Source organism: Massilia phyllosphaerae (assembly GCF_034659755.1).
GTDB lineage: Bacteria > Pseudomonadota > Gammaproteobacteria > Burkholderiales > Burkholderiaceae_D > Telluria > Telluria phyllosphaerae.
On record NZ_JAXSQX010000001.1, the window covers coordinates 280023 to 302026 of the forward strand.

The window sequence follows — 22004 nt, forward strand, 5'->3', positions numbered from 1 at the left end:
CTAGTCGGCTTTGCCGTCCACGCGTTCAACGATCGCTGAAATGGTCCCAGCCCTGCAACTGCATGCGCAGGGGCGCGCCATCGCCATCGGCCAGGCGCAAGCCGGGCCCGGCCTCGATCCGGCCGACCCGCGTCACCGCCGTCGCGCACTGCGCGCCCGCGGCCATGATCGCCTCCCGGTTGGCCGCCGGCGCCGTGAAGCACAGCTCGTAATCGTCGCCCCCGGCCGCGGTGAAGCGCCGCCGCAAGCCGGGCGCCTGGCGTGCCAGCACCGGCCCCGCCGGCAGCGCATCCACGTCCAGCAGCGCGCCCACCTTCGAGGCCGCCAGGATATGCCCGAGGTCGCCCACCAATCCGTCCGAGATGTCGAGCGCGGCATGCGCCAGCCGGCCTTCGGCCAGCAGCCGGCCCAGCGCCACCCGCGGCGTCGGCGCGTGCAGGCGGGTCGCCGCCAGCGCCTGGGCATCGGCATCCAGCGCGATCTCGCCGAGGCAGCCGGCCAGCGCCAGCCGCGCATCGCCCAGCGTGCCGGAAATCCAGATGTCGTCGCCGATGCGGGCGGCATCGCGCCGCAGCGCCTGGCCGGGCGCCAGTTCGCCGAAGATGGTGATGCAGATGTTGAGCGGCCCCTTGGTGGTGTCGCCGCCGACCAGCTCGCAGCCGTGGGCGTCGGCCAGCGCGAACAGCCCGCGCGAAAAGCCGTCGAGCCAGGCCGGGTCGGCCGCCGGCAGCGCCAGCGCCAGCGTGAAGCCGAGCGGCACGGCGCCCATCGCCGCCAGGTCGGACAGGTTCACCGCCAGCGATTTGTGACCGAGCTGGAACGGGTCGGCGCCGGCAAAGAAGTGGCGGTCCTCGACCAGCATGTCGGACGAGACGGCCAGCAGCCTGCCGGGGGAGGGAGCCAGCAGGGCGCAGTCGTCGCCGATGCCGAGGACGGTCCGGTCCGATGCCGGCCGGGCGCGCTGGAAGTACCGCTTGATGAGATCGAATTCGGAGAGCATGCCCCGATTGTAATCGGGCCGGCTCCCTTACGCCGCCGTGCGGAAGCCGGACGGCAGCACGCCCGCCAGCGCGATGCGGATGCCGGCGCTGTCGATCATGTCCGTGATGCGCAGGTAGGCATCGACAAACCCGGGATGGTCGCCCAGCGCCAGCGCCGCGAACGGACTGGTGTCGAGCAGCGTCAGGGGATCGTTCGGATCGAGCAATGCACGGTCGGCCTCGCCGAAGTGGGGTTCGTTCACCACCAGCGGAGCGCCATTGCCGTCGCGTCCCATCAGGTACAGCCGGAAGCAGGCCAGCAGCAGGGCCGCGCGCGACACGTCCGCGCCCTGTGCCAGCAGGTTCGCGATCGTCTGCGAATGGAACACCGGGATCTTGGCGGCGCCGTCGTGGGCGATGCGCAGCAGCTGGTCGGCCACGGCCGGGTTGGCGAAGCGCTTCAGCAGGGTTTCCTTGTAGGCGTGGGCCGAAACGCCGCGCGGCAGCGACAGGTAGGGGATCACGTCGCGTTCCATGAAACTGCCGAGCAGGCGCCGCAACAGCGGGTCGTGCATCGCTTCGGACACCGTGCGGTAGCCGCACTGCAGGGCCGGATAGGCCAGCAGCATGTGCGACGCATTCAGCATGCGTCCTTTTACGGCTTCGTGGGCATGGACTTCGTCGCTGAACACGGCGCCGGCGGCCGCCAGGTCGGGCCGGCCGGCGCTGAAGCGGTCTTCCAGCACCCATTGGGTAAAGGGTTCGGCCACCGCCGGTTGCGCATCCTCGGCCTGCAGGATGGCGGCGACGCGCTTGCGCTGCTGGTCCGAGACGCCCGGCGCGATGCGGTCGACCATGCTGTTCGGGAAGGCGGCGTGGGTGTCGATCCAGGCCGCCAGCGCGGTGTCGAGCGTGTAGGCGTACGACAGCACGGCATGGCGCGCGGTGTCGCCGTTGCTGCGTAAATTGTCGCAGGACAGGACGGTGAACGCGGGCAGGCCGGCCGCGCGGCGCAGTGCCAGGGCAGCCACGATCAGGCCGAATGCCGTGCGCGGCAGCGCGCCGGTCCGCGCGCCGGCGAGGTCGGCGGCGACGTCGGGATCGTCGAGACGGAACGCACCGCTGGTCTCGTCGATGTTGTAGCCGCCTTCGGTGATGGTCAGTGACACGATGCGGATCGCCGGGCTGGCCAGCAGGTCGAGCACGGCGCCGGGATCGCGCGGGGCATGCAGGTAATCGACCATGGCGCCGACCACGCGCGTCGCGGCAGTGCCGTCGGCGGCGAATTCGGTGACCGAATACAGGCCGTCCTGGCGCGCGTAGGCATCCGCCTTGGCGCGGGCCGAGGCACTGTCGCCCAGGCCGATGCCGACGATGCCCCAGTCTTCATGGCCGGGCAGGTGCAGGCAGCGCTCGATGTAGAGCGCCTGGTGCACGCGGTGGAAATTCCCGACGCCGATATGGGCGATGCCGGCCTTGATCCGGCTGCGGTCGTAGCGCGGCAGCGTGGCACGCGTATCGCGCGGCGGCCGGCGCAGGAAGGCGTCGGACAGGGCTGTATCGGCGGTATCACGCATGGACATTCCTTGTTTGCTCACGCTTGCTTACGGAAGGCACGCGGTCGAAGCGCCATTTCATGACCAGCACGCTGGAAGCGAGTGCAAGCGTGATGCCATTGTTGATGGCCAGCGGCCAGGCCTGGATGATGATGCCGTAGCACAGCCACAGGAAAACACCGAAGCAGAAGGACAGGTACATCGCCAGGGAAATGCCCTTGGCGGAACGCTGGCGCCATACCAGCAGTACTTGCGGAATGAAGGCGGCGGTGGTGCAGAACGCGGCCACGTAGCCCATCAGGTCTATCGAGAATTGCATGTCGGCCCCTTTCTCATTACATGCTTTTGGACAAGCGGCACGGTGCGGTCAGAGCGGTGGTTCTTGCCTCGCCGGCGCCGGGGAAGGGTAAATAATAAATCAAATTGATTTATTTAGTCAAGTTCGCGTACAGTAGCCCGTTGCGATCTTCGTTCAACCTTCTTTCAAATTCGTGCAATGTCGTACTACTTTCAAATTCCAGGCAACAGTGGCAGGGATGCGGACAGCGACGGTCCGCGTACGCTCGGATCGAACCAGGTCGGCATGCGCGAACACAACGAGCGCGTGCTACTGCAGGCGCTGCGCCTGCATGGGCCGCTTCCCAAGGCCGAGCTGGCACGCCTGACCCATCTGAGCACGCAAACGGTGTCGGTGATCGTCGACCGCCTGCTCAAGGAAGAGATGGTGATGCGCCTGGAGTCGCTGCGCGGCAAGGTCGGCCAGCCCTCGCGTCCGATCGCCCTGCGTCCGGATGCCGCGTTTTTCGTGGGCGTGCGGCTGGGACGGCGCAGCCTGGACATGCTGCTGCTCGACTTCGTCGGGGCGCAGCGCTGGCATGCCAGCACGCCGTATGCGGCGCCGGACGTGGAGGCGGTGTTTGCCCTGATCGCGCGCCAGCTCGAGGACATCCATGCCTTCCTGGGCGAGGAGGGCGCGCGCCGCCTGGCCGGCATCGGCCTGGCCGCGCCGCTCACGCTCGAAGGCTGGCAGGAGCTGCTGGGCGCGGTGCCCGGCAGCGCCGATGCCTGGGCGCACGTCGACATGCGCGCGCGCCTGCAGGCCATGACGCCCTTGCCGGTGGAATTTGCCAAGGACACCGCGGCGGCCTGCGTCGCCGAACTGGTGGCCGGACGCGGACGCGCCCTGGAAAACTACCTGTACATCTTCATCGACGTGCTGGTCGGCGGCGGCCTGGTGATCGACGGCCAGCCGCATGGCGGACGCCACGGCAATGCGGGCGCGGTGGGATCGATGCCGCTCCGACTGGCCGGGCGCCGCGCCGGGGCCGGCCAGCTGCTGGAGGAGGCGTCGCTGGTCACGCTCGAAAAGATGTGCGCGCAGGCCGGCCTGGCGCCGGTGGCGCTGGCCGACCCCTGCATGCTGCAGGCCCCCAGGGAGGCGCTCACGCGCGCCTGGATCGCGCGCGCCGCGAACGCGATCGCGTTCGCCATCGGCGGCGCGGCCTGCGTGCTCGACCTGGAAGGCGTCATCATCGATGGCGTCGTGGCGCGCCCGGTGCTGGACGCGCTGCTGCGCGAAGTCGATGCGGCGCTGCGGCGCTACGACTGGCGCGGGGTGCAGCCGCCGCAGGTGCTGGCGGGTGAAACCGGACCCGACGCCAAGGTGTGGGGGGCGGCCTACCTGGCCCTGCACAGCGGCTTCGCACCGGCGCACGACCTGTTCCTGAAGGCCGCGCGCAGCTGAAAAGATGGCGCCGGCAAGGCCACGCATGCACGGCGCATGGCTGTCGGTAAAAATACGTAGACGGCACCCCGAACCACTCTGCTAAAATCGTAAGCCCCCAGTCAGCAAAGAAGGCCAGCGAAGCATGGATGCGTCAATCGATAAGAAAGAAGAATTACGCCAGCAACTGCGGGCTGCAGCGCTCGAATATCACCAGTTTCCCACCCCCGGCAAGATCGCCGTCACGCCGACCAAGGCGGTGCTGAACCAGCGCGACCTGGCCCTGGCCTACTCGCCCGGCGTCGCCGCGCCCTGCGAGGAAATCGTCAAGGATCCGGCCAACTCCTACAAGTACACCTCGCGCGGCAACCTGGTCGCCGTCATTTCCAACGGCACCGCGGTGCTCGGCCTGGGCAATATCGGCCCGCTGGCATCCAAGCCGGTGATGGAAGGCAAAGGCGTGCTGTTCAAGAAGTTTGCCGGCATCGACGTGTTCGACATCGAGATCGCCGAGACCGACCCGGACAAGCTGATCGACATCATTGCCGCGCTGGAGCCGACCTTCGGCGGCGTCAACCTGGAAGACATCAAGGCGCCCGAGTGCTTCTACATCGAGCGCCAGCTGCGCGAGCGCATGAAGATCCCGGTCTTCCACGACGACCAGCACGGCACCGCGATCATCGTCGGCGCCGCCATCCTGAACGGCCTGAAGGTGGTCGGCAAGGACCTCAAGCAATGCAAGCTGGTGGTGTCGGGCGCGGGCGCGGCGGCGCTGGCCTGCCTCGAACTGATCGTCGACCTCGGCTTCCCGCTCGAAAACATCTTCGTCACCGACCTGGCCGGCGTGGTCTACAAGGGCCGCACCGAGCTGATGGACCCGGACAAGGAACGCTTTGCCCAGGACACCCCGCACCGCACCCTGGCCGAAGTCATCCCCGGCGCCGACATCTTCCTCGGCTTGTCCGCGGGCGGCGTGCTGAAGCAGGACATGGTCGCCAGCATGGGACCGAGCCCGCTGATCCTGGCGCTGGCCAACCCGAATCCGGAAATCCTGCCGGAAGACGCGAAGGCCGTGCGCAGCGACGCGATCATCGCGACCGGCCGTTCGGACTACCCGAACCAGGTCAACAACGTGCTGTGCTTCCCCTACATGTTCCGCGGCGCGCTGGACTGCGGCGCGACCACCATCACGCGCGAGATGGAAATCGCCGTGGTGCACGCGATCGCCGACCTGGCCCACGCCGAGCAGTCGGACATCGTGGCCTCGGCCTACGGCATCACGAACCTGTCGTTCGGACCGGAATACCTGATCCCGATGCCTTTCGATCCGCGCCTGCTGACCCATATCGCGCCGGCCGTGGCCAAGGCCGCGATGGATGGCGGCGTCGCCACCCGTCCGATCACCGACCTCGCCGCCTACGCCGAGAGCCTGCAGCAGTTCGTGTACCGCAGCGGCAGCTTCATGAAGCCGATGTTCCAGGTCGCCAAGACCACGCCGCCGGAACTCAAGCGCATCGTCTACGCCGAAGGCGAGGACGAACGCGTGCTGCGCGCGGTGCAGGTGGTGGTCGACGAGAAGCTGGCGCGCCCGATCCTGGTCGGCCGTCCGGCGGTGCTGGAACAGCGCATCGTGAAGTTCGGCCTGCGCCTGAAGCTGGGCGAGCATTTCGACGTCATCAACCCCGACTTCGACGAGCGCTACCGCGACTACTGGCAGACCTACCACCAGATGGTGATGCGCAAGGGCGTGACCCAGGACATGGCCAAGCTGGCGATGCGCCGCCGCCATACCCTGATCGGCGCCATGATGGTCCACAAGGGCGATGCCGACGGCATGATCTGCGGCACCTACGGCACCACCCAGGCGCACCTGGAATTCATCGACAAGGTGCTGGGCCGCCGTGCCGGCGCCAACGTGTATGCGGCGATGAACCTGGTCATCACCCAGGAGCGCCAGCTGGCGATGGTCGATACCCACGTCAACGAGAACCCGAACGCGGAGCAGCTGGCCGAGATCACGATCATGGCGGCCGAGGAACTGGAACGCTTCGGCATCACGCCGCGCGCGGCGCTGCTGTCGCACTCGAACTTCGGCACCTCGAACAGCGAATCGGCCTGCAAGATGCGCGAGACGCTGGCGCTGGTGCAGCAGAAGGCGCCCGGCCTGGAAATCGACGGCGAGATGCACGGCGACGCCGCGCTGGACTCGAAGCTGCGCGCCAAGATCATGCCGCAGTCGACCCTGACCGGCGACGCCAACCTGCTGGTGATGCCGAACATCGAGTCGGCCAACATCGCCTACAACATCCTCAAGACGGCGGCCGGCAACGGCATCGCGGTCGGTCCGGTGCTGCTGGGCTGCGCGCGTCCGGTGCACATCCTGACGCCGTCGGCGACCGTGCGCCGCATCGTCAACATGACCGCGCTGTGCGTGGTGGATGCGGTGTCGCAGCGCTGATCGTCCCTTTGGTCGTACAAGGAACCGCGGGTCTTCGGGCCCGCGGTTTTTTTTCGCCTTATGGATCAGCTCACGGCGATTAAGTTCCCGGCAGTTAATGCAACCGGACTAAAGCTTGAGCTACTCCTAAGGATGAGCCGATCGCAGGCCGTCAGCTCTGCTTTTCCCCGATAATACGCATATCGAATATTGCAAGTATTGCATGATTTCTCACCTGGAATCGGCTCGACATGCATACCTCAAAAAAAGCGCTGGTCACCGGCATCACCGGTCAGGACGGGGCCTACCTGGCCGAACTGCTGCTGGCAAAAGGGTATGCCGTGACCGGCACCTTCCGCCGTTCGAGTTCGGTCAATTTCTGGCGCATCGAGGAACTCGGTATCGCCGGCCACCCGAATCTGCAACTAACCGAGTATGACCTTACCGACCCGGCATCGAGTATCCGCCTGCTCGAATCGACCCGGCCCGACGAAGTCTACAACCTGGCGGCGCAGAGTTTCGTCGGCGTGTCCTTCGACCAGCCGGTCGCCACCGCGGCCATCACCGGCATCGGCGCGGTCAACCTGCTGGAAGCGATCCGCATCGTGCACCCGGAAGCGCGCTTCTATCAGGCCTCCACCTCCGAAATGTTCGGCAAGGTGCAGGCCGTGCCGCAGGCCGAGAACACGCCGTTCTATCCGCGCAGCCCCTACGGTGCCGCCAAGCTGTATGCGCACTGGATGACGGTGAATTACCGCGAGGCCTACGGCATCTTCGCCAGCTCCGGCATCCTGTTCAACCACGAGTCGCCGCTGCGCGGGCGCGAATTCGTCACCCGCAAGATCACCGATGCGGTGGCCCGCATCGTGCTCAACCGGCTCGACGTGCTCGAGCTGGGCAACCTGGACGCCCGGCGCGACTGGGGCTATGCGCGCGACTACGTCGACGGCATGTGGCGCATCCTGCAGGCTCCGGCGCCGGATACCTTCGTGCTGGCCACCCGCCGCACCGAGACCGTGCGCGACTTCGTGGCGATGGCCTTCCGCGCCGCCGGCATCCATCTCGAATGGCGTGGGCAGGGCGATGCCGAGACCGGCCATTGCGCCGAGACCGGCAAGCTGCTGGTGCGGGTATCGCCGAAGTTCTACCGTCCGGCCGAGGTCGACCTGCTGGTCGGCGACCCGTCCAAGGCCCAGCGCGAGCTCGGCTGGAAGGCCGGCACCACGCTCGAGGCGCTGTGCCGGATGATGGTCGAGGCCGACCTGCGCCGCAACGAACGCGGCTACGGGTTCTGACATGAAACGCATGGCCAGCGCCGAAGCGGCCGGCGCCACCGTCGAGGCGGCACGCGCCATCGGTCCGCGCGAAGGGGAGGGCCGGCGCGCCCTGATCACCGGGCTGCGCGGCTTTACCGGCAGCTACCTGGCACGCGAGCTGGCTGCGGCCGGCTACCGTGTATTCGGCACCGTGCTGCCGGACGGTGCGAATGAGGTCTTCAGCGCCGATGTCTTTGCCACCGATATCTTTGCGGCCGACCTGCTCGACCGCGCGGCGGTGGACGGCGTGGTCGAGCAGGTCCGTCCGGACGTGGCCGTGCACCTGGCCGGCATCGCCTGCGTGGCGCACGGGGACGCCGAACAGATCTACCGCGTCAACGTGGCCGCCACCCGCAACCTGCTGGAAGCCCTGGCGGCCAGCCCGCATGCGCCGTCCAGCGTGCTGCTGGCCTCGTCCGCCAACATCTACGGCAATGCCCAGGCCGGGCTGATCGACGAAAGCGTGGCGCCGCGGCCGGCCAACGACTATGCGGTCAGCAAGCTGGCGATGGAATACATGGCCAGCCTGTGGATGGACAAGCTGCCGATCGTGATCGCGCGGCCGTTCAACTACACCGGCGTCGGCCAGAGCGACAGCTTCCTGCTGCCCAAGATCGTGGCGCATTTCCGCCGCGGCGCGTCCTGCATCGAACTCGGCAACCTGGCGATCGCGCGCGATTTTTCCGACGTGCGCATGGTGGCCGGCAGTTATCGCCGGCTGCTGGCTGCGGCGCCCGCCGGCCAGGCCTTCAATGTGTGTTCGGGACGCTCGCATTCGCTGGCGAGCGTGCTGCGCATGATGGAAGAGATTGCCGGCTACCGCATCGAGGTGCGGGTGAAGCCGGCCCTGGTGCGTGCCAACGAGGTGCTGACGCTGGCAGGCGACAACACCAGGCTGGCCGCCGCCATCGGCGCGCTGGCGCCGATCCCGCTGGCCGACACGCTGCGCTGGATGTACGGGAGCTGACCATGCTGCCCCGCATCGGCCTCGGTACCACCATGATCGAGCCGGCGCTTCACGGCGGCCACATGGACGGCATCGGCGTCTACACGCGCGCCCTGCTGCGCCACCTGCCGCGCGCCGGCTGCGACGTGCTGCCGTTTTCCTGGCCGCGGGCGCGCGGGCGCGCCGTGCTCAGCGCCGGGCAGCCGCTGGCCCGGTCCTTCGAGCGCGCCTCGCTGTCCGACCTGCTGATGCCCGAGCGCCACCGCGTGCATGTGCCGGCCGACGTCTTCCACGTGACCGACTACCGCGTGGTGCGCATGGATTGTCCGGTGGTCGCCAGCCTGCACGATGCGCTGCCGCTCACGCATCCGGAATGGTGCAACCCGCGCCTGCGCAGCCTGAAAAACTGGCTGCAGCGCAAGGCGGCGCAAAAGGCCGACCACGTGATCGCGCTGTCGCACTTTGCCGTGGACGAACTGGTCGCGAGCTTCGGCGTCGATACGCGCCGCATCACGGTGGTGCCGTGCGGCGTCGACGAGGCCTGGCTGCAGGCGCCGCCGGCCGCGGCGGTGGCGGCGACGCTGGCCGCCAACGGCTTGCGCCCAGGCTATTTCCTGTTCGTCGGCACGCTGCAGCCGCGCAAGAATCTCGAGCGCCTGCTGGATGCCTACCTGGCGCTGCCGGCGGCGCTGCGCGCCGAACGCCAGCTGGTCATCGTCGGCCGTGCCGGCGCCCGCGCCGATGGGCTGCTGCGGCGCCTGGCGGCGGCCGGGCGCAACGGCGCCGCCGTGGTGTGGCTGAACCGGCTCGACGATCCGGTGCGGCTGCGCCACGTGTATGCCGGCGCCGCCGTGTTCGCCTTCCCCTCGCTGTACGAAGGGTTCGGCATCCCGGTGGTGGAAGCCTTTGCCGCGGGCGTGCCGGTGGTCGCGGCCAATACGACCTCGCTGCCGGAAGTGACGGCCGGCGCCGCCGTCGAGGTCGATCCGCTCGATACCGGCGCCATCGCCGATGCCCTGCTGGCCCTGGTGCGCCAGCCGCGGCTGCGGGCGCGCTGCATCGCGGCCGGCCGTGCGCGCGCCGCCCAACTGACCTGGCACGCGACGGCGCGCCAGACCGCCGCCGTGTACCACGGCCTCCTGTGATGGCCCGCCATGCGTGTCCTGCACTTCTACAAGACCTACTTTCCGGATTCGGTCGGCGGGATCGAGCAGGCCATCCGCCAGATGTGCGTCGGCACCGCGCGCCTCGGCATCGCCAGCGAGGTGCTGTCGCTGTCGCGCGACGGCCGCAGCGCGCCGCTGGCGGTGGAGGGGCACACCGTGCAGCGGGTGCCGCTCGACTTCGAGCTGGCCTCGAATGCGGTCTCGCTGCGCGCCATCGGCCGCCTGGCGCGCCTGGCGCAGGATGCCGACGTGGTGCATTACCATTTTCCGTGGCCCTTCATGGACGTCGCGCATTTCGCGGCGCGCACCGGCAAGCCGGCCGTGGTGACCTACCATTCCGACATCGTGCGCCAGCGAGCCCTGCTGCGCCTGTACCGGCCGCTGATGCACCGTTTCCTCGGCAGCGTCGACGCGATCGTCGCCACCTCGCCCAACTACCTGGCCACCTCAAGCGTGCTGGGCCGCTACCGCGACAAGACCCGCGTGATTGCCTTCGGCCTGGACCGCGTCACCTATCCCGAGCCGGACGCGGCGCGCCTGGCGCAGTGGCGTGCCCGGGTCGGGCCGAAGTTCTTCCTGTTCGTCGGCGTGCTGCGCTATTACAAGGGGCTGCACATCCTGCTCGATGCGGTCGCCGGCACCTCCTATCCGGTGGTGATCGCCGGCGCCGGCCCGATCGAGCGCGAACTCAAGGCGCATGCCGCCCGCCTCGGCCTGGACAGCGTGACCTTCGTCGGCGCGCTGGACGAGGCCGACAAGGTGGCGCTGCTACAGCTGTGCTATGCGGTGGCGTTTCCTTCCCACCTGCGTTCGGAAGCCTTCGGCATCTCGCTGCTGGAAGGGGCGATGTTCGGCAAGCCGATGATTTCGAGCGAGATCGGCACCGGCACCAGCTATATCAATGTGCACGGCGAAAGCGGGCTGGTGGTGCCGCCGTCGGATCCGGCGGCGCTGCGGGCGGCGCTACAGGCCTTGTGGGACGACCCGCAGATGGCGCGCGCGATGGGACGGCGCGCCGAGGAACGTTATTGGCGGCTGTTCACGTCGGCGCAGATGGCGGAGGGATACGCGGTGCTGTACCGCGAGGTCGCCGCACGCGAGGCGCCGGTGGTGCTGGCGCCCGCCGGAGCGTGATGATGCTTGCGTTTCGGGTAGGGTGGACGGGTCTCCCGTCCACGCGTTCAGGCGACGCATGCTCTGACTGGATGCGTGGACGGCAAAGCCGACTAGCCGTCCGCGTCCACCCTACGCGGCGGCTTTGTGCGGCACCGGCTCGGGCTCCTGCTCGGCCCAGCGCTGGCGGATCGCCCGGATCGCCGGCATCTGTGCGATGAACAGATCGACCAGCGTCGGATCGAAATGCTTGCCCTTCTGGTCGACCAGCAGCTTGATCGCTTCCTCCTCGGTCCAGGCCTTCTTGTACGGACGCACCGAGGTCAGCGCGTCGAACACGTCGGCCACCGCGCAGATGCGGCCCTCGAGCGGGATGGATTCGCCGGCCAGGCCGTACGGGTAGCCGCTGCCGTCCCACTTTTCGTGGTGCGAAAGCGCGATGTTGCGTGCCAGCGCCAGCATGCCGCCGTCGTGTTCGCCGATGATCTCGGCGCCGATCAGGACGTGGCTCTGCATGATCTTCCATTCTTCCGGGTCGAGCGGACCCGGTTTCTGCAGGATGCGGTCGGGGATGCCGATCTTGCCGACGTCGTGCATCGGCGCCGCGTGCAGCAGGTCGTCGGCTTCGGTTTCGGTCATGCCGGCAGCCAGGCCCAGCAGGCGCGCGAAATGGCTCATGCGGATCACGTGCAGGCCGGTCTCGTTGTCCTTGTATTCGGCGGCCAGGCCGAGGCGCTGGACGATTTCCAGGCGCGACGCGCGCAGCGCTTCCATGCGCACCAGCGACAGGTGGTTGCGCACGCGCGCACGCACGATCGGCGGGCTGATCGGCTTGGTGATGTAGTCGACCGCGCCGGCTTCGAAGCCTTCCAGCTCGTCGTCGGTGTCGTTCAGGGCGGTCACGAAGATCACCGGGACCGATGCCAGCGCCGGGTCCGCCTTGAGCGCGGCGCACACTTCGTAGCCGCTCATGCCCGGCATCATGACGTCGAGCAGGATCAGGTTGGGACATTCTTCACGTGCCAGTTCGAGCGCGCGGGTGCCGTCCTTGGCGAAACGCAGGCGGTAATGGTCCTGCAAAATCTGGCGCAGCAACTGCAGGTTGCTGGCTTCGTCGTCGACCGCCAGGATCAGCGGCAAATGGCGGTTGGTCATGGGTGGATCTCCGGTACGGATTCGTCGAGGACCTCCAGCACGGCGTCGAGCTGCTGCAGGGCCAGTTCAAAGTCGAAGTCGGACAGCGCCGCGTGCACTTGCGCCACGCGGGCGGCCAGCGGATGGCCGGTGAGGGCCGCCGCCAGGCCGGCCAGCGAGGTGTCTTCCAGACCGCCGCGGCGCAATGCCTCGCGCAGCGAGGTGCCGGCGCGGCGGGCGCGTTCCAGGTCGACCGTCGGGCGTACGCCCTGGGCCGGCTTGGCCGGCGCCTGCGCCTGTGCCGGCGCGGGCAGGACGGCGCGGATCGCTTCCAGGGCAAGGTCCAGCTGGGCGCACAGCTCGCGCAGGGTGTCCTGCAGCTTGGCTTCGGCGCCCGGGAACACCTTGCCGCTGTCGCCGTCCACCATGCCTTCGAGGTTGCCCAGGGTGTCGGCCAGCAGTTCCAGGCCGAGATTCGCGGCCACGCCGCGCACCTTGTGGGCCAGCATGCGCAGCGCGCAGTAGTCGGCGGCCGCGGCCTGTGCCGACAGCACCTGCGCCAGGCCGGCGTGCTGGCTGTCGAAATGGGCCAGCGCTTCGTCGTAGGCGGCCTGCTTGCCGCTCCAGCGGCGCAGGCCGGCGTGGCGGTTCAGCACCTCGCGCTCGCGCGCGGGCAGGTCGTCGGCCGGCAGGGTGGATGCCAGGCCGAGCACGCGCGCGATCTCGTGCGACAGCGCGAACCAGTCGACCGGCTTCGATGCGAAGCCATCCATCCCGGCCTCGACGCTGGCGCTGCGGTGGGCAGGCAGCACGCTGGCGGTCATGGCGATGATCGGCACGCGCTCGCGGCCTGCCGCTTCGGCCTGGGCGCGGATCAGGCGGGTCGCCGCGAGTCCGTCGATGGTCGGCATCTGGAAGTCCATCAGGATCAGGTCGAAGGATTCGCGCGCGGCCAGGTCAACCACTTCCGCGCCGTCGCTGGCGGCGGTCATGGTGTGGCCGCGGCGCGCCATCAGGAGCTGCAGCAGTTCCAGGTTCTGCGGCACGTCGTCGGCCACCAGCACGCGCAGCGGCGGCAGGGCGGCGGCGGTGCGCACGCGCGGCTGCTGCGGCGCGAAGCGTGCCAGCACCAGCGGCAGCATCACGTGGAAGGTAGTGCCCTGGCCCGGCTGGCTTTCGGCCCAGATGCGGCCGCCCATCAACTCCACCAGCTGCTTGCTGATGGTGGTGCCGAGGCCGGTGCCGCCGAAGCGGCGCGTCATAGAGGCGTCGGCCTGGGTGAACGGTTCGAAGATCGCGGCCAGGCGCTCGGGCGCGATGCCGATGCCGGTGTCCTTCACCGAGAAATGCAGCTGGCCGTCGTCCAGTTCGACATGCAGGGTCACGCTGCCCTGCTGGGTGAACTTGATGGCGTTGTCGAGCAGGTTGGTCAGCACCTGGCGCACGCGCAGCTCGTCGCCGCGCAGGCAGGTCGGCAGCGCCGGATCGTAGTGGATATCGACGTGCAGGCCCTTGGCGCGCGCGTTCGCGGCCAGGGTCGAGGACAGTTCGTCGATCAGCGACAGCAGGTTGTAGTCGTTCTGCTCGAGTTCGACCGCGCCTTTTTCCAGCTTGGCGGTGTCGAGGATCTCGTTCAGCAGGCGCAGCAGGGCGCGGCCGGCGCTGCGGATGGTGTCCAGGTGGCGCCGCTGGTCGGCCGCCAGTTCGCCGTCGAGCAGCACGTCGGTGAAGCCGAGGATCGAATTCATCGGGGTGCGGATCTCGTGGCTCATGTTGGCCACGAAGCTGGCGCGCGCGGCGGCAGCCTGCTCGGCGTTCTCCTTGGCGTCGCGCAGCGCTTCTTCCATCTGGCGGCGCTCTGTGATGTCGAGGATGACGCCGTCCAGCCAGTACGGTTCGCCGGCGTCGTTGCGCACGCTGGTGCCGTTTTCCCACAGCCAGCGGGTGCTGCCGTCGGCGTGCAGCAGGCGGTACTCCACCAGGTAGGGCCGGTTGTCGCGCAACGCGCCGGCGATGGTCTCGGACACGCGCACGCGGTCGGCGGCGTGGATCAGGTTGCCGAAGCTGCGGCGCGCCGGGGCGCCGATGAAATCGTTGGCCGGGTAGCCCGTCACACGTTCGACGGCGTCGCTGATGAACAGCATCGGATGCTCGCCCTGCAGCAGGCTGCGGTAGGAAATGCCGGGGATGTTGCCGATCAGCGAACGGAACTGCTGCTCGCTGGCACGCAGCGCCTGTTCCATCTCGCGCCGTTCAGTGATGTCGGTGATGAAGCAGACGAACAGTTCCTGCTCGCCGAGACGCGCATGGCCGACCGCGCGCCGGATCGGCACGATGCTGCCGTCCTTGCGGCGGCCGGTGACATCGGCGCTGCGGGCGCTGTCGCTGATCTCGCCGCTGGCCAGGGTGCGCAGCAGGCCGCCCCGTTCCGACGCTTCTTCGTTGCCGATCAGGAGGCGGATATTCTTGCCGACGATCTCCTCACGCTTCCAGCCGTAGATGCGCTCGGCCGAAGCGTTGAATTCCTGGATCGTGCCGGCGCGGTCGACCGTGACCACGCCGTCCACGGTGGTGGTGAGCAGGGCGCGCATCCAGGCTTCGCTGCGCGACAGTTCGCGGAACAGCTGGCGGTAGCGCAGCAGGCCGTTCAAGCCCAGTACGACGAAGGTGAAGGCCACCGTGATGATGCTGATCCACAGCGCCAGGGAGGTGCTGCCGGCGGCTTTCTGCGCGGTGAGCGTCGCACGGCCGACGAAGCGGGCGGCTTCCATGCCGGTATAGTGCATGCCGGCGATGGCGAAGCCCATCACGATCCCCCCAGCAGCAGCCGATGCGCTTCCTTCAGGCGCGTCACGTGCGACAGGCCGAAGCGCACCCACAGCGCCAGCGTCGCCAGCACCACCGCCACCACGATCGACAGCCCGAACATCAGCGGGTCGTAGCGCAGCTCAAGGCCCATCTGCATACCGGCCATGCCGGCGTAGTGCATGGCGCCGATGCCGGCACCGACCGCCACGCCGCCCGCCAGCAGGTTCCAGCCGCCCAGGCGCTCGCGCGCGATCAGCCACAGCGCAACGAACGAGGCGCCGATGCTGGGCAGGCCCGAGATGATGGTCGGTATCGGTGCGTAGTCGACGTCGGTGCACAGGTCGAAGGCGAGCATGCCGATGAAGTGCATGGCCCACACACCGGTGCCCAGCGCCAGGCTGCCGGTGCCGAGCACGATCCAGCGCTGGGCGCGATTGGCCACGGCCTGGCCGGCGATCAGCAGCCCCATCCAGGAAGCGAAGATCGCGACCAGTACCGACAGGAGCACCAATTTCGGCGTGTAGAAACCGTAGCTGAGCAGGGATGGATCGTCAGGCAGCGTGAAGATGGACAGCATGGATTGTAGGTATCCGAATTGATTCATGGAAACTATCGTACAGACGCCAGTATGTCACTTTTTCCGTGTGGAAAGTTGTTCCAAATAAAAAAATCCGGTAAAAACGATAACTCGCAAGCCAAGATGTGGCATGCGTGCCACCGATACGCCACAAAGTTGTACTTATAGCACGCATTGTGGTTGGCTCCGTCTTGCTGTTATGCTGGTTGAACAGGCAACCGCCGGTGCCTGCTCCAGCACGCGATGCGATGAAAACGAAGATTCTTGCGGCCTTGTTGACGGTTGTATTAGGGAATTTGACGGCGGCGCCGGCCTGGGCGCAGACCCTACCGCGCCTTTACCTCGCTACCGAACCGCTGCCCTATGCGCCGAGTGAAGGCGAGCAGGCCGCCGGTATCGCCACCGACATGGTGCGCGACATCATGCGCCGTGCCGGCATCGACTACACGATTCACCCGCTGCCCTGGAAGCGCGCCTACACGGCCGCGCTCGAACGTCCCGAAGCCTGTGTCTACGCGACCACCCGCACCCCCGAACGCGAACGCCAGTTCAAGTGGGCTGGCCCGATCGCAACTGCCGACTGGGTACTGATGGCGCGCGCCGACCGCAAGTTCGCACTGCGCAGCTTGGAAGACGCGCGTCCTTACCGCATCGGCACCTACCATGGCGATGCGCGCGACCAGTTCCTGCGGGCGCGCGGTTTCGACGTCGACCCGGCGTCGAACGACCAGACCAACCCGCGCAAGCTGTTGATGGGCCGCATCGACCTGTGGGCCGCCAGCCTGGGCCCGAACAGCCGCCAGACGCTGGCGCGCCTGGGCTACACCGACAAGCTGGTGCCGGTGCTGGTGTTCAATCGCATCCACGCCTACCTGGCCTGCAATTGCGCCGTGCCGGACCGGCTGGTGGCCCGGATGAATGCGGCGCTGGACGCGATGGAGCGTGACGGTACGGCAGGGCGCATCCGCCGCAAGTACGACGTCCAGCCCGCGCAGACGGCCAGGCGCTGAGTTGCAGAAACACGGCGTGCGACCCGGGGTGCGCGGCTTCTGTACCATCGTCAACTTGCTCCCCTTATCGAGACGGCCGTGAATTCGCACTTGATCCCCACCGACAATTTGTCCCTCAGTTCGTATCGCATGCTGGCGCTACGCGAGACCGTGCTGCACTCATGGGAAAAGCACGTGCGCGCCAGCCTGGCCAGCGCCCGCAAGCTGAGCCATCCGGTCCTGATCGACACCATGCCGGTGCTGTACGAGCGCCTGTGCTCGGTGCTGTCGCCGGCGTATTTCGAACGCGACGGCATCGACGTGCGCTCGATCGGCGAGGAGCACGGGATCGAGCGCGCCAACCTGTCCGATTTCGATGCCGAAGGCATCCTGGCCGAGTTCCAGATGTTCCGCAGCGTGCTGTTCGACGTGCTCGACGCCCACGACGTGATCCTGACCGTGCCGGAACGGCGCACGCTGCACCTGACCATCGACGGCGCAGTGCGCGAAAGCGTGCGTTCCTTCGTCGCGGCGACCGATACGCTGCGCGAGCGCTTCGCCGGCGCGCTGGCGCACGACCTGCGCCAGCCGGCCTCGAACATGGTGCTGGGCGCCAGCCTGATCCTGCGCCTGAACCCGTCGCCCGAGATCGCGCAATGGGCCCAGCGCATCGTCAAGAACGGCGAGCGCATGAGCACGATGCTGAACGAACTACTGGACGCGCTGTCGATCCAGTCCGGCGACCGCCTGGCGCTGGACCTGGCCGAATTCGACCTGATGGCGCTGGTGCGCAGCGTGACCGACCGCGCACGCGAATTCCAGGGCGCCGACGTGCGCCTGACCGGCGACAGCCTCAAGGGCTGGTGGAACGACGCGGCGCTCGAGCGCGCACTGGAAAACCTGTTGAACAATGCCCAGAAATACGGCGATGCCGGCACCCCGATCGACGTCAGCGTCGGGCAGAGCAACGGCCGCGCCATCCTGTCGGTGCGCAACCAGGGCAAGCCGATCCCGGCGGGCGAGCTGGATGCGATCTTCCAGCAATTCGTGCGCTCCAGCGATGCCGGCGCCCCCACCACCCCCACCACCTCCAGCTGGGGCCTGGGCCTGCCTTACGTGCGCAGCGTGGCGCAGAGCCATGGCGGCAGCGCGGTCGTGTACAGCGATGCTAATGCAGGCACGACCTTCGTGATCGACATTCCGGTGGATGCGCGGCCGTTCCAGCAGGGGTAGCCCGGCGCGGGGCAACAAAAAAACCGCGGTCTCACGTGAGCGGCGCGGGTTCGATGAACTTCTCTGACATGCTTGAAACTTGCTGGTGGTGCTCCGGCCAAAACCGAAAAGAGCCTGAAGAGCTAGTCTGGGGGCGGATCCTAACCTTTTTCGCCATTCAGGTACCAACAAAAATACCAACAAAATGCATTGCTATCCACAACTGGGCCTCAAATGCGAGCTTCTTCGCGTGCCAATCAAGCTACGACTTAGAACGCCTAACGAAGCCCTTTAGTTGCTCAGAAAACAACAGCTGCGTACGCTGAACCTGGCCAAACGTCTGCAGTCTGGTGGTCAGGTCTCGTTGGTCTGCGGATGTGAAAGCAACGTCACAAGTAGCAATTACGGATGTGGCTGCGTTGTCACTTGATGTGGAGTCAACGAGTCTTGCGCAAACTAGGCATACCAGCCCGGCATGTCGGATAATTCCGTACCTCTATCTACATCTCTAGAAATGAACAAACTTGATGATTTGAAACTTCTACGCCTGCAAGAAGAACTGAAGTACGTCAATGCCGAACTCGTTGAGCAATTGGCTCGTGTCGTACTTGACGGTTTGGTGAAGTGGAGCAACACGCATATTTTTTCCAAGCTTGGCGGCGAGTTGACGATCGAAATCCCGCTGGGGCCACCGAATGCAGGCGTTGGATACAAGTCACTTGAACCGCTACGTCCGCACATGGTGATTTACCTGGCAATGATCACGGACATCTATCGTGACGCGCTCGCGTTCCCGGTAGTATGCAGACGTCTTGTAGATGAGACCGAGACCTTAGAGGCTTTCCACCAGATTCCGGCATGGCAAGGATTCCCGTTTGCCTTCAAGACTGCGATGCCCACCTTGCAGGCTGGCCATGTACATGGCGATCTTTCAGCCTTCTGCGAAGTGATGGCTGAACAACATGAGCGACAGACCGAGAGCATATTGGACACGAACGACGTGAGATGCCGGTTTGTCATGTTTGAACTCATGTTGGTATGGACGTTCTTTCACGAGCTTGGCCATGTTGTGCAACAGCACTACCGTTTGAGAAACAAAACAGATTATCTCGACGCCGCTGAGACGTTCTTGGAATTCCCGGAGGAGACGCCCAGCACAGATCAAGCAAATGCCGGCTCAATAGGTGATGCTCCACCGGATCTTCCTGCGCAAGCCCGTGAGCTGATGGCTGATGGAGAATCCATAGATCTCACGTTGAAATATATCCATGTGACGGGGCGGCTTTGTTTTCCTCTGCTGTATTTACTGTACTGTTCCGTGGGCTGTATGTTCCAGCGGTTTTATCAAAACTACACTGAAAATTTGAATATTGTCGGTCGCTGGCACCCCCACCCAGCCCTTCGGGAGGAAGTATCTGAAGCCTTTCTTTCTGACACGATACGCGACCACTTGGTTGCAACGAAGAAAGTTCCTAATGATGAGGCTAGTGTTATGACGGTGTTGTATGCCAGTATCCGCGCAAACCTGCTTACTGGGCTTTTCCGAGCCCATAGGATTGAACAACGCGACGATGGAGATGGGCTACCCTCTTATATGCGTTTGTTAACAGAGGAACATCGTCCAGGCATGCTGAGCTATCAGGACACACTTATGCCTTACATCGAAGCTCAAATGGATGAGGTTCGGCAATGGCACCTGTTACCAGAAAACCGCATGGACGATTGGCTGGAAATGCTGAGACGCCAGCAAAGCCAGCGCATACAGTCGTCCGCAGAACCCTAACACCATGAAATGACGCACAGGTTTAGGCTGTCACTTTCGCGTGCGAAAGTGACAAGTCTTATGCAGCCAGTCAATACTTACCATTTTTGTATTGGGGCCCTGACCGCCGTTAACTAATATCAACTATTGATAGCCTAGCTTCATTAATTACAAGTCGAGTAAGGCGCAGGAGAGTCTGTGAATGATTATCTATAAAATGACCTCTTGCGCCTGCAGAGTTTGCGATTTTAGTTAAACGTACTCTGTCAAACGAAAGCCCGGCAGTACGAGATAAGTAACCGAAAACTTTGTGCGCTGTGACATTATGCGGGGTAGCAAAGGCACGAATTGGCTTTACCGGGGGAAGCTCCCTAACCCATCGGGTTAACTTGGCAAAGTCAAGATCATGAAGTTTGTCGAACCAATCAGTTCTTCCACATGCACATTGTCCTAAGACAAAAATTTGTCCTTTGCGTCGGTCAAGATTTTTCCAAACGACAAAATCCATTCCTTCGTCTTTAATGCTCGAAAGATCAGGCTCAGCTTCCGCAATCGGATCCCATAGCCATTCCCCTGTCTGGCTATGGAGATATTCGATCGCCTGCTTAAAAGTAGTTATTCCAGCATCGATCGGATAGGCAGGTGCCCCAGAACGAATAAACTTGCTTCCTTCACCCAAGTAATGGCAGACGGCGTCTCCAGAAAGAATTTCAAAGTAGCGTGCCAACTCAACATATGCGCCCGTGGTAATGTTAGGAGACGTGCTAACCGCTAAGCAATACTCATAAACGCCGGTTACGCTTGGAGTATAGCTAAGAGCGCCATCAGTAAGCTTAAATGGATAGTCGTTCCCGAGTAAATCTGCTCTTCTTCCAAGTTCTTCTATTACACGACCTGAGAGCGAGTCCAACTCCACGTCGGCTTGCACTTGAGCGTCGAGACGGGTTTGCCCTTCGGTAGGATCGTCTATTGATAACTCTAACTCTTCCGCAAGACGCTCATCATAGAGTGAGACTGCGGTAGGCGCCACATTTTGACGAATAGCTTCAACTTCTGCTTGGTCTGCGTTCAGTGCATCATCGGCTAAGGACACGCGTCGAGACCAACCATACATATCGACGACATCACTCATCATCGTCCTCACTTAGGATCGCTTCCAAACTACGGAAGATATCCGTCGCTTGTTTTCGCACCGATCGTGCAACCTCAATTAACTCAGATGCTTCTTTTGAGCCAGGCTCATATTCACTAAGGAGTGCATTAGCAGAACGTAAACTATCTCGTGCGATAATTAACTGCTCGGATATCCTGTCCGAAGCGGGCTTTGACTCTTGTTCGATCCTATCTACTGAGTAACCAGCGCGAAGTAAACTACGTTTGGTAGAATTTCCTAATGCCACTGCTAGTTGGCCGATTTGCCTAGAGTCGGAGATTGCTGACTCAATGCTCCGAGCTTTATCTCCGAACATAGCTTTTAGTGCTAACGAAGCTTCGTCAACCTTATCTGCTGGGATCGGAGCAACTGGATCTCCAACGGCACCCAAAGAGAGCCACTCTCTAACTGGCCCATACCCTAAGAGCGTGTAAACCCAAGAGAATGGGTAGTCAACGTTGCTGCCTCTGCCTTTTCTTGTACTAGACTTAGGGTCAAATTGTCCGCCAGCTTGCAACTGTTTAACAAAATTATAGCCTTCAAGCAGACGGGCAATTGTCCTGTTTTTATCTCCCGTAACCTCCGCAATTTGCTCAAGAGTTAACGTCCCTGAAGAAATGACCTCTGATATCCATGTGGCTTTGGCATACGAGTCCCACGGCTGCGAAGATACAATGTGACGGACCCCCAAATAAGAAAGTAGGGCTTGAGACTCTCCATCACCAAACTTAATAGCCGGTAATTTCTTTTTAGGGGACCAGTCAGTCGCTTGATTTCTCCGATGAAAATTTTCAGCTTTACGCCAGTGATTTTTGGCTCTCGGATCTTTAGCTAAAATTAGACATGCAGCAAGTCTACGATTACCCTCTTTGACTACATAGTCTTGTGTATTTGGAATTTGTTCGACAATGAGCGGTTCAGCGTCAAAATAGCCATTTATGGCTAGAGAACTTATCACATCGTCAACCCCAAATTGCTCGACTATCCAGTCTACGACTTCATTTTGAGTAGCGAACCCAGCAGCAGTTTCCCCAAATCTAGGGTTGCGTACGTCCAGCCGCAGCCGTTCGATGGCAATGCGATCTACCGGCTTTTGACTAATCGCAACGGTTGGCGAAGGTGGCATTTTTTC

At 64.4% G+C, this 22004-nt stretch carries 17 protein-coding genes; 9 read left to right on the forward strand and 8 right to left on the reverse strand.

The window, feature by feature from the left end; all coding sequences use genetic code 11:
* Positions 1 to 25: 25 nt before the first annotated feature.
* The 3 genes from thiL to U1H99_RS01225 are packed head-to-tail and all read right to left on the reverse strand — an operon-like array spanning position 26 to position 2855.
* A complete protein-coding gene (thiL, locus tag U1H99_RS01215; RefSeq protein ID WP_323139961.1) occupies positions 26 to 1000 on the reverse strand; it encodes a thiamine-phosphate kinase in 975 nt (324 codons plus the stop codon).
* A gap of 27 nt (positions 1001 to 1027) precedes the next feature.
* Complete coding sequence (locus U1H99_RS01220; RefSeq protein ID WP_323139962.1) at positions 1028 to 2557, reverse strand: mannitol dehydrogenase family protein; 1530 nt, start codon at positions 2555 to 2557, stop codon at positions 1028 to 1030.
* The gene (locus U1H99_RS01225; RefSeq protein ID WP_323139963.1) at positions 2550 to 2855 is read right to left on the reverse strand and encodes an SWEET family sugar transporter; all 306 of its coding nucleotides are present in this window, start codon (positions 2853 to 2855) and stop codon (positions 2550 to 2552) included. Before U1H99_RS01225 ends, U1H99_RS01220 begins: the two co-directional genes overlap by 8 nt.
* A 264-nt stretch (positions 2856 to 3119) precedes the next feature.
* Here U1H99_RS01225 and U1H99_RS01230 point away from each other — a divergent pair, with 264 nt between their 5' ends.
* The 6 genes from U1H99_RS01230 to U1H99_RS01255 all read left to right on the forward strand — a co-directional run bounded on the left by U1H99_RS01230 (position 3120) and on the right by U1H99_RS01255 (position 11258).
* Positions 3120 to 4280 (forward strand): ROK family transcriptional regulator, encoded by a 1161-nt coding sequence (locus U1H99_RS01230; RefSeq protein WP_323139964.1) that lies wholly within the window; start codon positions 3120 to 3122, stop codon positions 4278 to 4280.
* Positions 4281 to 4404: 124 nt separating this feature from the next.
* The gene (locus tag U1H99_RS01235; protein WP_323139965.1) at positions 4405 to 6717 is read left to right on the forward strand and encodes an NADP-dependent malic enzyme; all 2313 of its coding nucleotides are present in this window, start codon (positions 4405 to 4407) and stop codon (positions 6715 to 6717) included.
* A 230-nt stretch (positions 6718 to 6947) separates the two neighbouring features.
* Complete coding sequence (gene gmd, locus U1H99_RS01240; protein ID WP_323139966.1) at positions 6948 to 7991, forward strand: GDP-mannose 4,6-dehydratase; 1044 nt, start codon at positions 6948 to 6950, stop codon at positions 7989 to 7991.
* A gap of 10 nt (positions 7992 to 8001) precedes the next feature.
* Positions 8002 to 8979: an NAD-dependent epimerase/dehydratase family protein gene (locus U1H99_RS01245; protein ID WP_323141192.1), complete on the forward strand. Its 978-nt coding sequence runs from the start codon at positions 8002 to 8004 to the stop codon at positions 8977 to 8979.
* Positions 8980 to 8981: 2 nt separating this feature from the next.
* Positions 8982 to 10103: a glycosyltransferase family 4 protein gene (locus tag U1H99_RS01250; RefSeq protein WP_323139967.1), complete on the forward strand. Its 1122-nt coding sequence runs from the start codon at positions 8982 to 8984 to the stop codon at positions 10101 to 10103.
* Between the two features lie 9 nt (positions 10104 to 10112).
* Entirely contained in the window at positions 10113 to 11258 is a 1146-nt protein-coding gene (locus U1H99_RS01255) for a glycosyltransferase family 4 protein (protein WP_323139968.1), read from the forward strand.
* A gap of 111 nt (positions 11259 to 11369) precedes the next feature.
* On the opposite strand, the gene U1H99_RS01260 is transcribed toward U1H99_RS01255, so the two are convergent.
* From U1H99_RS01260 to U1H99_RS01270, 3 genes are read right to left on the reverse strand one after another with little or no spacing between them, the layout of a single operon-like run.
* Positions 11370 to 12392: a response regulator gene (locus U1H99_RS01260; RefSeq protein ID WP_323139969.1), complete on the reverse strand. Its 1023-nt coding sequence runs from the start codon at positions 12390 to 12392 to the stop codon at positions 11370 to 11372.
* Positions 12389 to 15178 (reverse strand): PAS domain S-box protein, encoded by a 2790-nt coding sequence (locus U1H99_RS01265; protein WP_323141193.1) that lies wholly within the window; start codon positions 15176 to 15178, stop codon positions 12389 to 12391. Before U1H99_RS01265 ends, U1H99_RS01260 begins: the two co-directional genes overlap by 4 nt.
* Positions 15178 to 15756: an MHYT domain-containing protein gene (locus U1H99_RS01270; RefSeq protein ID WP_323139970.1), complete on the reverse strand. Its 579-nt coding sequence runs from the start codon at positions 15754 to 15756 to the stop codon at positions 15178 to 15180. The genes U1H99_RS01265 and U1H99_RS01270 overlap by 1 nt, the downstream gene beginning before the upstream one ends.
* A 248-nt stretch (positions 15757 to 16004) precedes the next feature.
* Here U1H99_RS01270 and U1H99_RS01275 point away from each other — a divergent pair, with 248 nt between their 5' ends.
* The 3 genes from U1H99_RS01275 (at position 16005) to U1H99_RS01285 (ending at position 19740) form a co-directional block, all read left to right on the forward strand.
* On the forward strand, positions 16005 to 16766 hold the full coding sequence (locus tag U1H99_RS01275; protein ID WP_323139971.1) for a substrate-binding periplasmic protein: 762 nt from the start codon (positions 16005 to 16007) through the stop codon (positions 16764 to 16766).
* A gap of 78 nt (positions 16767 to 16844) precedes the next feature.
* On the forward strand, positions 16845 to 17978 hold the full coding sequence (locus U1H99_RS01280; protein WP_323139972.1) for an ATP-binding protein: 1134 nt from the start codon (positions 16845 to 16847) through the stop codon (positions 17976 to 17978).
* Positions 17979 to 18432: 454 nt separating this feature from the next.
* On the forward strand, positions 18433 to 19740 hold the full coding sequence (locus tag U1H99_RS01285; RefSeq protein ID WP_323139973.1) for a hypothetical protein: 1308 nt from the start codon (positions 18433 to 18435) through the stop codon (positions 19738 to 19740).
* 109 nt (positions 19741 to 19849) lie between these two features.
* On the opposite strand, the gene U1H99_RS01290 is transcribed toward U1H99_RS01285, so the two are convergent.
* Positions 19850 to 20854, reverse strand: coding sequence for a hypothetical protein (locus U1H99_RS01290; RefSeq protein ID WP_323139974.1), 1005 nt, complete (start codon positions 20852 to 20854; stop codon positions 19850 to 19852).
* Complete coding sequence (locus U1H99_RS01295) at positions 20844 to 21998, reverse strand: hypothetical protein (RefSeq protein WP_323139975.1); 1155 nt, start codon at positions 21996 to 21998, stop codon at positions 20844 to 20846. The genes U1H99_RS01290 and U1H99_RS01295 overlap by 11 nt, the downstream gene beginning before the upstream one ends.
* Between the last annotated feature and the right edge of the window lie 6 nt (positions 21999 to 22004).